The organism is Vibrio sp. OPT41 (genome assembly GCF_015163595.1).
Taxonomy (GTDB): domain Bacteria; phylum Pseudomonadota; class Gammaproteobacteria; order Enterobacterales; family Vibrionaceae; genus Vibrio; species Vibrio alginolyticus.
This window is the reverse complement of the sequence record NZ_JADDYH010000030.1, coordinates 1-12,663: the sequence shown is the minus strand read 5'-3', so window position 1 is coordinate 12,663 and position 12,663 is coordinate 1. Positions and strand designations below refer to the sequence as shown.

13 protein-coding genes are annotated in these 12,663 nt (G+C 46.1%); 7 read left to right on the top strand and 6 right to left on the bottom strand.

The window, feature by feature from the left end; translation table 11 throughout:
- Together IQP38_RS26440 and glyQ are read right to left on the bottom strand one after the other, a co-directional pair.
- A partial coding sequence (locus IQP38_RS26440) for a glycine--tRNA ligase subunit beta (RefSeq protein ID WP_228010068.1) occupies window positions 1-526 on the bottom strand: 526 nt, incomplete at its 3' end.
- 13 nt (window positions 527-539) lie between these two features.
- Window positions 540-1,457, bottom strand: coding sequence for a glycine--tRNA ligase subunit alpha (gene glyQ, locus IQP38_RS13875; RefSeq protein ID WP_005383818.1), 918 nt, complete (start codon window positions 1,455-1,457; stop codon window positions 540-542).
- A gap of 484 nt (window positions 1,458-1,941) precedes the next feature.
- Between glyQ and IQP38_RS13870 the strand changes: the two genes are divergently transcribed.
- Both IQP38_RS13870 and IQP38_RS13865 read left to right on the top strand, forming a co-directional pair.
- Window positions 1,942-2,496: a TMEM165/GDT1 family protein gene (locus IQP38_RS13870; RefSeq protein ID WP_005378877.1), complete on the top strand. Its 555-nt coding sequence runs from the start codon at window positions 1,942-1,944 to the stop codon at window positions 2,494-2,496.
- Window positions 2,497-2,656: 160 nt separating this feature from the next.
- Window positions 2,657-2,917 (top strand): hypothetical protein, encoded by a 261-nt coding sequence (locus tag IQP38_RS13865; protein WP_005378878.1) that lies wholly within the window; start codon window positions 2,657-2,659, stop codon window positions 2,915-2,917.
- 44 nt (window positions 2,918-2,961) lie between these two features.
- On the opposite strand, the gene tusA is transcribed toward IQP38_RS13865, so the two are convergent.
- On the bottom strand, window positions 2,962-3,210 hold the full coding sequence (gene tusA / locus IQP38_RS13860; protein ID WP_005378879.1) for a sulfurtransferase TusA: 249 nt from the start codon (window positions 3,208-3,210) through the stop codon (window positions 2,962-2,964).
- A 133-nt stretch (window positions 3,211-3,343) separates the two neighbouring features.
- Here tusA and IQP38_RS13855 point away from each other — a divergent pair, with 133 nt between their 5' ends.
- Entirely contained in the window at window positions 3,344-3,526 is a 183-nt protein-coding gene (locus IQP38_RS13855) for a hypothetical protein (RefSeq protein WP_005378880.1), read from the top strand.
- A 167-nt stretch (window positions 3,527-3,693) separates the two neighbouring features.
- Entirely contained in the window at window positions 3,694-4,638 is a 945-nt protein-coding gene (locus IQP38_RS13850; RefSeq protein WP_017821924.1) for a LysR family transcriptional regulator, read from the top strand.
- 52 nt (window positions 4,639-4,690) lie between these two features.
- On the opposite strand, the gene IQP38_RS13845 is transcribed toward IQP38_RS13850, so the two are convergent.
- From IQP38_RS13845 to fadB, 3 genes are all read right to left on the bottom strand, one after another.
- A complete protein-coding gene (locus IQP38_RS13845; RefSeq protein ID WP_033906594.1) occupies window positions 4,691-5,671 on the bottom strand; it encodes an MDR family oxidoreductase in 981 nt (326 codons plus the stop codon).
- A 250-nt stretch (window positions 5,672-5,921) separates the two neighbouring features.
- Complete coding sequence (gene fadA / locus IQP38_RS13840; protein ID WP_006743176.1) at window positions 5,922-7,097, bottom strand: acetyl-CoA C-acyltransferase FadA; 1,176 nt, start codon at window positions 7,095-7,097, stop codon at window positions 5,922-5,924.
- A gap of 14 nt (window positions 7,098-7,111) precedes the next feature.
- Entirely contained in the window at window positions 7,112-9,283 is a 2,172-nt protein-coding gene (fadB, locus tag IQP38_RS13835; protein ID WP_193837678.1) for a fatty acid oxidation complex subunit alpha FadB, read from the bottom strand.
- Between the two features lie 261 nt (window positions 9,284-9,544).
- Between fadB and IQP38_RS13830 the strand changes: the two genes are divergently transcribed.
- The 3 genes from IQP38_RS13830 to hemG are packed head-to-tail and all read left to right on the top strand — an operon-like array spanning window position 9,545 to window position 12,209.
- A complete protein-coding gene (locus IQP38_RS13830; RefSeq protein WP_193837677.1) occupies window positions 9,545-10,168 on the top strand; it encodes a YigZ family protein in 624 nt (207 codons plus the stop codon).
- Between the two features lie 46 nt (window positions 10,169-10,214).
- On the top strand, window positions 10,215-11,672 hold the full coding sequence (locus IQP38_RS13825; RefSeq protein WP_005378893.1) for a TrkH family potassium uptake protein: 1,458 nt from the start codon (window positions 10,215-10,217) through the stop codon (window positions 11,670-11,672).
- A gap of 9 nt (window positions 11,673-11,681) precedes the next feature.
- Window positions 11,682-12,209: a menaquinone-dependent protoporphyrinogen IX dehydrogenase gene (gene hemG, locus IQP38_RS13820; protein WP_005378894.1), complete on the top strand. Its 528-nt coding sequence runs from the start codon at window positions 11,682-11,684 to the stop codon at window positions 12,207-12,209.
- Window positions 12,210-12,663: the final 454 nt, after the last annotated feature.

Here is a 12,663-nt window from a genome sequence, read left to right as displayed (position 1 = left end):
TCTCGCCTTCGATTAGGTCGCTGCCCATTAGCATGGTTAGCGTCTTAACTGGACGGATAAATTGAGTCGTTTTGTTGCCCCAACGCATTGGTTTTGCGATAGGTAGGTTTGCTAGTGCTTTCGCTGCAAGTTCAACTACGATCTCAGACGTTGGCTGACCTTTCACTTCTTGTTTGAACAGTAGCCATTCACCTTTGTCTGTTACCATGCGCTCTGCTTGGTCAACCGTGATGCCACAACCGCGTGCCCAGCCTTGAGCCGCTTTTGTTGGGTTGCCTTCCGCGTCAAATGCTGCAGAAACCGCAGGACCACGCTTCTCAACAACTTTGTCAGACTGGCTGTCTGCTAGTGCTGCCACTTTAAGTGCAAGACGACGAGGTGCCGCGAACCATTTCACGCCTTCGTGAGCAAGCTCAGCGCCTTTTAGTTCTGCTTCGAAGTTTGCTGCGAATGCTTCAGCTAGAGTGCGAAGTTGCGTTGGTGGTAGCTCTTCTGTACCTAGCTCGATTAGAAATTCTTTTGCCATGTTACTCTACCCCTTACGCTTGTTCTTTCTTACACATTGGGAAGCCAAGAGCTTCACGCGATGCGTAGTATGCTTCTGCAACTGCTTTCGTCAGGTTGCGGATGCGTAGGATGTAACGTTGGCGTTCAGTTACTGAGATCGCTTTACGTGCGTCTAGTAGGTTGAATGCGTGACCCGCTTTTAGAATGCGCTCGTAAGCAGGTAGTGGCAGTGGCTTTTCAAGCTCAAGCAGCTCTTTACACTCTTTTTCACACTGTTCGAAGAAGCCAAATAGGAATTCAACGTCTGCGTGCTCGAAGTTGTAAGTTGATTGCTCTACTTCGTTTTGGTGGAAGATGTCACCGTAAGTCACTTTGCTGCCGTCTGGTGCGATGTTCCAAACTAGGTCGTAAACAGAGTCTACTTCTTGGATGTACATTGCTAGACGTTCGATACCGTAAGTGATCTCACCAGTTACTGGCTTACACTCAAGACCACCAACTTGCTGGAAGTAAGTAAACTGAGTCACTTCCATGCCGTTTAGCCAAACTTCCCAGCCCAGACCCCATGCGCCTAGTGTTGGGTTTTCCCAGTTATCTTCTACGAAACGGATGTCGTGTACAAGAGGGTCAATACCAAGAACTTCAAGGGAGCCAAGGTACAACTCTTGAATATTGTCAGGCGATGGTTTTAGCGCTACTTGGAATTGGTAGTAGTGCTGAAGACGGTTAGGGTTTTCACCGTAACGGCCATCAGTAGGACGACGTGAAGGTTGTACGTAAGCTGTCGACATTGGCTCTGGGCCAAGCGCTCGTAGACAGGTCATTGGGTGAGAGGTACCCGCACCCACTTCCATATCTAGCGGTTGAACAATGGTACAACCATTTTGAGCCCAATAATCCTGCAGCGCGAGGATCATTCCCTGGAAGGTTTTGATATCGTATTTTTGCATAAGTCAGGTTCGCGCGATTCTCTTGTTACTCGTTAATTCGTCATCTATGCCGAGTTTTTCAACTCTAACAACGGCGATAAAGAGTAATTACGGTTGAATAAATTAACAATCTAGTATAACCAGATATTGAGCATGGGAGTAGAGCTAATCTTGATTAATTCGTGGGCGATTTTCTCCTTTAATGAATTTTTACCGCGTTATCTGCTGTATTTTTCCTAAAAGGGAGTTTTTGCCTGCTTTGGCTCTTGAGAAGCGCAACAAAGGTGGCTAGAATTGCGCCTGTCTTTGGGGAGTAGCTTACCTGATGAAGTTTCTGTTTCATCTGGTTCGTCCGTCAACATAATTGGTGCAAAATCACCATGGCGTTCGAGACTTGAAGCCTTTCAAGTTTAGCAAGACCTTAGACAAATCATCACGAACCGGGGTAGGGGCGTGAGGTTTGTCTTCGGTTAAAAATAATAATCCCTGCCCCAATGAGCATGTCGTGAGCGTTTTAGCTATTTCAATTACTACTGTAGCGTTAGCAGAAATTGGCGATAAGACCCAATTGCTATCTCTATTACTCGCAAGTCGTTACCGAAAACCAATCCCAATTATTGCAGCAATCTTTTTGGCAACTATTGCCAACCACGCTTTGGCTGCATGGTTAGGTGTGGTTGTCGCAGACTATCTATCACCTGAGATTTTAAAGTGGGTGCTGGTGGTCAGTTTTGTCGCGATGGCGGCTTGGGTTCTGATCCCGGACAAACTGGATGATGACGAACAGATTTCTAATCGAGGCCCATTTATTGCCAGCTTTATCGCGTTCTTCGTTGCGGAGATAGGCGATAAAACTCAGATCGCCACTTCCATCTTAGGGGCGCAATACGCGGATGCGTTAAGTTTGGTGATTATCGGTACCACAATCGGTATGCTGCTGGCGAATGTTCCTGTGGTCCTGATTGGTAAATTGTCGGCCGACAAGATGCCTTTAGGGCTGATCCGTAAAATCACCGCATTTTTGTTTATTGCTCTGGCAATAGGGGCTGCACTGTTCTGATTTTTTGCACGTGAAATGATGTGAGTTATCAATCATTAGTGGCGTGCTGCGCGAGTTCAAACTCTGACTCTAAATCGTTCCGTTGCGTGACGGATGACATATAAGTGTCATACTTGTCATGGTAGTTTAATGGTGTGAATGATAGCGAGAGGGCAAGTTTATGCTTACACGTTACATGGGGATGTCCCCGAAGAGTCAGAGTTATTTATTCACTTTTGGTTTAGCGCTGTGTTTACTAGCGATGGTGCTAACTGATATGTGGTTACCGATTGTAGCAGGATCGTTCGTTCTTACTGGATTGACAGTAGAAGCGTGGATTCGTGTCGCTCACATCATTCCTATGCATGAAGAGATGCGGGCAATGAAGAAACAACTTAACAAGCTCCAATCAGAAGTTCGCACACTCGAATACGACGAATAAACAAACGGCAGCCAATATAGGCTGCCGTTTTTAGTTCGACCAGATTATTCCAATCCTTTCTTGATCAGGTACTGATACGGAACTTGCTCCGTTTGCGCCGCAACTAATTGGTGGTCCATAAAGCGGCAGAAACTCGGAATGTCTCGAGTCGTGGATGGATCGTCTGCTTTGACCAGCAAAATCTCACCATCTTGCATGTTGCGAATTGTCTTCCTGACCATCATCACTGGCTCTGGGCAGCGCAGTCCTTCCGCCTCTAATGTCTTGTTTGCCAGTTCAGGATTAAAGCTCATAGTGTGATTCTCGTAACTAACTGAACGTTGAATTTTACTTTCGTTGAAAAAATATTCAATAACCACTTGGCAAACCGAATTTTTTGTTTTACCTTAAATTAACAATTTGGTAACAACTGGCAGGGGAGAGGCAATGTTAACAGCGTTAGACAGACTTACGATTTACTCAGTGCTGTGTTTTATCTCGTTTTGTGCATTGGTACTCAGGACGCCAGCTGACACCTCTTTGACGCCTCTAGTAGGCATGGTTGCCACTATTATTGGGATTTGGATCGAGATGCGCAGATGGTCTGGCGCATCTGAGCAAGAAAATTAGCGCTTCTTGCTTGGATCAGAATGCTTTTAATAACGCTCACCTATTTTTACCGACACTTCATTCCGACACTATCCCCATTTTTCTTGGGCTTTCCCGCTGAAAGGCGGGATTTTTTTTGCCTAAAGAGTACAATTTACCCAAACACATACAAAATAAGTGGCTAATTCGTGGAACTGGAAGATATCTATCGCCGAGATTTAAATTTACTGGTTGCGTTGCGAGTACTGATAGAAGAAAACAGTGTCAGTAAGGCGGCAACACGTCTGAACTTGAGTCAATCGGCAATGAGTCGTGTGCTTGGTCGTCTACGTGACTTGTTGGGAGACCCGCTGTTTACTCGTCAGGGACAGCATTTGATCCCAACTCAGAAAGCGTTAGAGATCGATCGCTCATTGGGCGAGCCATTAGAGTCTTTACGTCAGTTGTTATCTCCGGTTGAGTTTGACCCATTGCAATGCGTACAGACTTTCAACATCGTGACCACCGATTATGCCATGCAAACGATATTACCGTTCGCTTTGCCGAGAATTTACCAAGAAGCGCCAAACGTGTCTTTCAACTTCTTACCACTGCAACACGACCGTTTATCAGATCAGCTCACTTATGAAGGTGCAGACTTAGCGATTTGTCGCCCGACAGGCCCGGTGGAGCCTCTACGCAGTGAAGTGTTGGGGCGAGTGGGGGTGCTGTGTATGCTTTCAAAACAGCATCCATTAGCGAATAAAGAAATGAGCTTGGATGATTATCTGAGTCATCCACATGCCATGATCGCCATCAGTGATGGTGTTAAGGCACTGATCGAACAAGCTTTGATGGAGAAACCTAAGCGTAAAATGGTTCTGCGGGCTTATCATTTAGAAGCCGCATTGGCGATCATGGATACCTTGCCAATTATCATCACAGTACCAGCGGATTTGGCGTATCTGGTTGCCGAGCGTTATGACTTGGTGGTGAAACCATTACCATTCCAATTCACGCCGTTTGAATACTCGATGATTTGGCATGCGCGTTGCGAACATTCTCCCGCTCAAGAATGGTTAAGAACGATTGTGCGTGAAGAGTGTAGCCGTCTGATAGCTAAACGTATCGAAGATATGGGACTGAACTGCTAACAAAAAAGAGCCAGCAATGCCGGCTCTTCGTCTATTTACACTGAGTCAGTATTTATAGCTTGATAACCACACGACCCGTTACTTGACCGTTGGTGATGTCTTCTGCATATTTCGGTGCTTCAGCAAGAGCAACTTCAGTACACGCTTGCTCGAAGTAGCTGTCTGGTAGTAGCTCTACCAGCTTTTCCCATGCAGCGATACGTTTCTCTGTTGGGCACATTACTGAGTCCACACCTTGTAGGCGAACATTACGTAGGATGAACGGCATCACTGTGGTTGGTAGATCAAAACCACCAGCAAGACCACAAGCTGCGACTGCACTGTTGTAATCCATTTGCGCCAATACTTTTGCTAGTACTTTGCTGCCTACAGTATCAACCGCACCTGCCCATACTTGCTTTTCAAGTGGACGTGCTGGTTCTTCAAATTCAGTACGGTCGATGATGCGGCTAGCACCTAGTTTTTCAAGTAGCGGGCCGTTTTTCTCTACACGACCTGTCACTGCAGCAACTTTGTAGCCAAGCTGTGCTAGAAGCGTTACTGCGACTGAGCCTACACCGCCACTTGCGCCAGTTACTAGGATTTCGCCATTTTCAGGTTTGATGCCTGCATCAAGCAGTGCTTGAACACACAGCATACCAGTGAAGCCAGCAGTACCAACCATCATTGCTTTCTTGCTGTCTAGACCTTTTGGTAGTGGTACTAGCCAATCCGCTTTTAGACGAGCACGCTGAGACATACCACCCCAGTGGTTTTCACCCACGCCCCAGCCAGTAAGGACAACTTTGTCACCAGCTTGGTAGCGGCCGTCTTCTGAGCTTACTACCGTACCTGCTAGGTCAATACCTGGCACCATCGGGAAGTTACGGATGATTTTACCTTTACCTGTGATCGCAAGACCGTCTTTGTAGTTTAACGATGAGTAATCAACGTCAATCAGAACGTCGCCTTCAGGCAGTTGTGTTTCATCGATTTGCTCGATGTTAGCGATAGTACGTTTGTCTTCTTGATTTAGAACTAGAGCATTAAACATAAGGTTCTCCGATTGTGCGGTAGCATGACTCTGGGTCACATGCAGCAAGATATCAACTGGTCTAAGTGTATGTCTTCTTTGTCTATGAATAAAATGAAACTTGAGCATTTAATGTATGCTCTTCATGCATGTTTGATGTAAAACAAAGGGCGACATCAATTGTCGCCCTTAAGTGTAATACTAAAAATTTTAGTACTAGTTCATTTGCTTATGATTGTTGGCTCGATCACTACAACAACGTCTTGAACTGTTATGGTCGTTCAAATACTGTCGCAATGCCCTGACCCAAACCGATACACATGGTGGCCAGACCGTATTTCGCGTCTTTCGCTTCCATTAGGTTGATCAGCGTTGTTGAGATACGTGAACCAGAACAGCCTAGTGGATGACCCAATGCTATCGCACCACCGTTAAGGTTGACCTTCTCATCCATAACATCAAGCAGGCCTAAGTCTTTAGCACACGGCAGAGACTGCGCGGCAAATGCTTCGTTTAGCTCAACCACATCCATGTCTTCAATTGAAAGACCGGCACGCTTGAGCGCTTTTTTCGTCGCAGGTACAGGACCGTAACCCATAATAGAAGGATCGCAGCCCGCAATGGCCATGCCTTTAATACGTGCACGAATCTTCAAGCCAAGCTCATTGGCTTTCTCTTCACTCATGATCAACATCGCTGATGCACCATCAGACAGAGCCGATGATGTACCGGCTGTTACTGTACCGTTTGCAGGGTCGAACACTGGGCGAAGTTGAGATAGACCTTCAACGGATGTTTCAGGGCGAATCACTTCGTCGTAATCCAGAGTGAACAGTGTGCCGTCTGCTGCGTGGCCTTCAATTGGTAGAATTTCGTTTTTAAAACGACCCTCTACGGTTGCTGCGTGCGCACGAGCGTGAGAGCGAGCGGCAAACTCGTCTTGTTGCTCACGGCTAATACCATGTAATTTACCAAGCATTTCAGCCGTTAAGCCCATCATGCCCGCAGCTTTTGCTACGTTCTTTGACATACCTGGGTGAAAGTCTACACCGTGGTTCATTGGCACATGCCCCATGTGCTCAACACCACCAATTAGGCAGATTTCAGCATCGCCAGTCATGATGGCACGTGTACCGTCGTGAAGCGCTTGCATTGATGAGCCACACAAGCGGTTCACCGTCACGGCGCCAATTTCAATCGGCAGACCAGCAAGCAGCGCCGCATTACGTGCAACGTTAAAGCCTTGCTCTAGTGTTTGCTGTACACAGCCCCAGTAGATGTCTTCAATCTCGCTTGGGTTCACTTGTGGGTTACGCGCAAGAATGCCTTTCATTAGGCGCGCAGATAGATCTTCTGCTCGTGTATGACGGAAAGCACCACCTTTAGAGCGACCCATTGGAGTACGTAGACAATCGACTACGACAACATTTCTTGTTTGATTAGTCATTTTAGAATCCCTCCTTAGATAGAACCTTGCTGTTGTGCACCGTAAAAGCTTTCACCTTTCGCCGCCATATCAATCAGCATTTGCGGTACTTGGTACATCGCACCTAGCTCGGCGTGTTGTTTTGCCATTTCAACGTATTCAGCAATACCCACGCTGTCTAGATAGCGGAATACGCCACCGCGGAATGGAGGGAAACCAAGACCATAAACCAATGCCATATCTGCTTCCTGCGGAGTCGCGATGATGCCTTCTTGTAGGCACAGCACCACTTCGTTGATCATTGGAATCATCATACGTTGAATGATGGTCTGATCGTCAAAGTCCTGCTTATCGGCACAAACGTCAGCAAGTACCGGTAAGATCGCTTCGGAGAAGGTTTTCTTCGGCTTACCTTTTTTATCTATGGTGTAGCTGTAGAAGCCATTACCATTTTTCTGACCATATTTGTCTGCTTCGAACAGTGCATCAATCGCATCACGACCTTGTTTACCCATACGCTCAGGGAAACCGTCAGCCATCACAGCTTGTGCGTGGTGCGCGGTATCAATGCCGACTACGTCAAGCAAGTACGCCGGTCCCATCGGCCAGCCAAACTTACGCTCCATGACTTTGTCGATTTTCGTAAAGTCAGCACCATCACGAAGTAGCATGCTGAAGCCGCCAAAGTATGGGAACAATACGCGGTTAACGAAGAACCCTGGGCAGTCATTAACGACAATTGGTGATTTGCCCATTTTCGCAGCATACGCCACAACACGATTGATGGTTTCATTAGAGGTGTGCTCACCACGGATGATCTCAACAAGAGGCATACGATGCACTGGGTTGAAGAAGTGCATACCACAGAAGTTTTCTGGGCGTTTTAGTGATTTTGCCAATAGGTTGATAGGAATCGTTGAGGTGTTTGAGGTGATAACGGTGTCGTCACCGACATGGGATTCAACTTCACTTAAAACTGCTGCTTTTACTTTCGGGTTTTCAACGACAGCTTCAACAATCACATCAGAGTTTTCAATACCTGCGTAATGTAAGCTCGGTGTGATTGACGCTAAAATACCCGCCATCTTAAAGCCATCAATGCGACCGCGAGATAAGCGTTTATTCAGCAGCTTAGATGCTTCAGTCATGCCTAGGTCGAGCGACGCTTGCGCGATGTCTTTCATTAAGACTGGCACACCTTTTAGCGCTGATTGGTAAGCAATGCCGCCACCCATGATACCTGCACCTAATACGGCTGCACGTTGCGTGTCTTTACTTGCTGACTTCGCTGCTTTTTTCGCAATGCCTTTGATGTATTGATCATTAAGGAATAGGCCAACGAGTGATTTTGCTTCTTCCGATTTAGCCAATTTCACGAAGTGCTTACGTTCAATGTCTAACGCTTCATTACGTGCAAAGCGAGCACCTTCTTCAATCGTGATAACGGCTGTCATTGGGGCAGGGTAGTGAGGACCTGCTTTTTGTGCCACCAGACCCTTCGCCATGGTGAAGCTCATCATTGATTCAAGCTTACTCAGCGTTAGCGGAGATGTTTTCTGTGCTCGGCGTGCTTGCCAGTCAAGTTTCTCGTTAATTGCAGAGTTAAGAGTTTGTAGTGCTGATTCGTATAAAGCATCAGTCTCTACAACAGCATCGAGTAAGCCAATTTTCAATGCTTCATCAGCTCGGCATGCTTTACCTTGGGTGATGATTTCCATTGCGCTGTCTGCGCCAATAACGCGAGGCAAGCGTACACAACCACCAAAGCCAGGCATGATTCCCAGTTTCGTTTCTGGTAGGCCGATGCTGGTGGTTTTGTCACCAATACGCATGTCTGTTGCTAGCACACATTCACAACCGCCACCAAGAGCGTGGCCTTTGATCACTGAGATGGTCGGAACGGGTAAGTCTTCTAATTTGTTAAAGATGCTATTAGCAAATTGCAGCCATTGGTCGAGCTCGGCATCCGTTTTAGCAAACAGACCTAAAAACTCGGTAATGTCTGCGCCTACAATGAATGCGTCTTTATCTGAAGTGAGCAACAACCCCTTGAGGCCTTGATGGGCAATGAGCGCATCAAGAGCTTTATCTAGCGATTCTAATGTCGCTAGGTCGAGTTTGTTGACGGATTTTGGAGAGCAGAAGCTTAGCTCTGCAATACCATCTTGTATTTCCTTTACCTGTAGGGTTTCGGCTTGGTAAATCATTGTCTATCTCCATGACATACAATCGTGGATTGTCTGTATACCTATTTCAACGACGCCGTGTACCTCGGCAAATAGGTATCGAGGAAGTCGTTTTATTTTTGTTCTGGTTTGACCAGTAAAGTTAGTTTGGATCGTGGATTGTTTAATTTCAATACATTTTTTAAACAAGTGTTTAACATTGTGCGCTGTGGCAGATCTTATGCGACGGGTAAATCACACTCGTGATAGACTTCAGGCAAATAGACCTGAATCCATAATCCTATGAATGACAAGCCTTATCTGATTCCAGCAGAGCCCGCTCAATTTGAAGAAGAAATTAAAAAGAGCGTCTTCATTACTTATTTAGCGCACACGCCAAGTATCGAAGCTGCAAAAGCATTTGTTGATCAAATCAAAGCTAAACACGCTGATGCTAGACATAACTGTTGGGGCTTTGTTGCTGGTCGCCCGGAAGATTCAATGACATGGGGCTTTAGTGATGATGGGGAGCCGTCCGGAACAGCAGGCAAACCAATCCTGGCGCAGCTGTCTGGATCTGGGGTGGGGGAGATCACGGCTGTGGTCACGCGATACTCTGGTGGAATCAAGTTAGGTACAGGCGGCTTGGTTAAAGCGTATGGGGGTGGGGTTCAACAAGCGCTCAAGCTGCTTCAAACTATTAAGAAAAAAATAACCACAAAGCTCAGACTAACGTTAGACTATGGGTTTATGCCGATCGCACAATCAATCATGCCGCAATTTGGTGCGATAGAAGTCGAGGCTGAATACAGCGATCAGGTCGTATTAGTGGTGGAAATTGAGCTTCGAGAAGTGAGCGCGTTTACCCAAGCAATCATCAATAAAAGCGGGGCAAAGGCAATTGTCACTCCGCTAGACGGACAATAATGAAAAACAGGAAGCAACAGGGACAGCTTCGCTAGTCAATTTATCCATGCAATTTCGTTCAATTATTCGAATCGTCGGGCTACTGCTCGCACTCTTTAGTGTCACTATGCTTGCGCCAGCACTCGTTGCGCTGATCTATCGAGATGGTGCTGGTGTGCCTTTTGTCACGACATTTTTTGTTCTGCTGTTTTGTGGGGCCGTTTGTTGGTACCCAAACCGCAGGTATAAGCACGAGCTTAAAGCTCGAGATGGCTTTCTTATTGTCGTCTTATTCTGGACAGTACTTGGCAGTGCAGGCTCGATCCCCTTTCTCATTGCTGACAACCCGAACGTCTCAGTGACAGATGCGTTTTTTGAATCGTTTTCTGCTCTCACGACGACCGGGGCGACCGTTATTGTTGGTTTGGATGAGTTACCTAAAGCGATTCTATTCTATCGACAGTTACTGCAGTGGTTCGGCGGTATGGGAATCATCGTATTAGCTGTGGCGATTTTGCCAGTACTTGGCATTGGTGGTATGCAGCTTTACCGCGCCGAGATCCCTGGTCCAGTCAAAGACACTAAAGTGACGCCGCGCATAGCAGAAACTGCTAAGGCGCTTTGGTACATCTATCTGAGCCTGACTATCGCCTGTGCTTCGGCTTTTTGGTTAGCTGGTATGACGCCATTTGACGCCATCAGTCACAGCTTTTCCACCATTGCTATTGGCGGCTTCTCTACCCACGATGCCAGCATCGGATATTTTGATAGTTACGCGATTAACCTGATTACTGTGGTTTTTCTGCTTATATCTGCATGTAACTACACGCTGCACTTTGCTGCATTTGCATCAGGTGGCGTACATCCCAAGTATTACTGGAAAGATCCTGAGTTTCGTGCCTTCTTGTTTATTCAAGTGCTGCTATTTATCATTTGCTTTCTATTATTACTGAAACATCACTCTTACACATCGACATACGATGCTTTCGATCAGGCTCTGTTCCAAACCGTATCAATATCCACAACAGCGGGCTTTACGACAACAGGTTTTGCGGATTGGCCTCTCTTCTTACCTGTGCTGTTATTGTTCTCTTCCTTTATAGGTGGTTGTGCTGGTTCAACAGGCGGCGGCATGAAAGTGATCCGTATCCTGCTTCTTACCTTACAAGGTGCGCGTGAACTAAAACGTTTAGTCCATCCACGCGCGGTTTACACCATCAAAGTAGGTGGCAGTGCCCTACCGCAACGTGTTGTCGATGCGGTTTGGGGTTTCTTCTCCGCATACGCATTGGTATTTGTGGTTTGTATGTTGGGGTTGATTGCAACAGGAATGGATGAGCTCAGTGCGTTCTCGGCGGTGGCTGCGACTCTGAACAACCTCGGTCCTGGCTTGGGAGAAGTGGCGCTTCACTTTGGTGATGTTAACGACAAAGCAAAATGGGTATTAATAGTTTCTATGCTGTTTGGTCGTTTGGAAATCTTTACCTTACTTATTCTACTTACGCCGACGTTTTGGCGTAGCTAAGGGGAAATCGTGGCAAAAGCATTATTTCTATACTCTTCCCGCGAAGGGCAGACTAAAAAAATTCTCCACTATATAGATGAACAACTTCCAGATTTCGATTGTGAGCTGGTGGATTTACATAATGTCGAGACGATTGACTTCAGCCAATACGACAGAGTATTGATAGGCGCCTCTATTCGCTATGGCCATCTTAATAAAAAGCTATACCAGTTTATTGAGCGAAACCTCAATCAATTGGAGCAAAATAAAGTGGCATTTTTCTGCGTAAACCTAACCGCTCGTAAAGAGGACCAAGGAAAGGATACACCTGAAGGTAGTGCCTACATTCGCAAGTTCCTAATTAAGTCGCCTTGGAAACCAACGCTAATCGGTGTTTTTGCTGGTGCACTTTATTACCCACGTTATAGCTGGTTCGACAGAACTATGATTAGGTTCATTATGTCGATGACGGGTGGCGAAACCGATACGACCAAAGAGGTGGAGTACACCAATTGGGAAAAAGTGGCTCTTTTCGCAGATAAATTTAGAGAACTGTAGAAATAACGTGCTCTTTTGACCGCTTTTGATGCAAATTTATCCGAACGATAAAAAAATCAAAAAAAACGAGAAAAAGGGCTTGCCAATGTGATCGCAATCTCTATAATGCCACCTCGCTGACACGGCAACGCTTCGAAGCTTAAGTTTCGAAAGTAAGAAGCCAAGTTAGCAAGCCAAATTAGCCAAGCAGAAACGCTTGAAGAAAGTTTGAAAAAAGTGATTGACACTAAACTTTAACTCGCTAAAATGGCCGTCCTGTTTTGAGTAAAGCTCAACAGGAAAGCTCTTTAACAATATAGACCTATCAATCTGTGTGGGCACTCGTTGATGATAATCCAAATGGTTTCTTCGGAAATAATTTAGGTTTCAATGATACGAAGTGACCATTGAATCGAAAGATTCAGCACAGTCAATTCAAACATTACTTATGTAATGTTCAGTATTCATTGAGCCG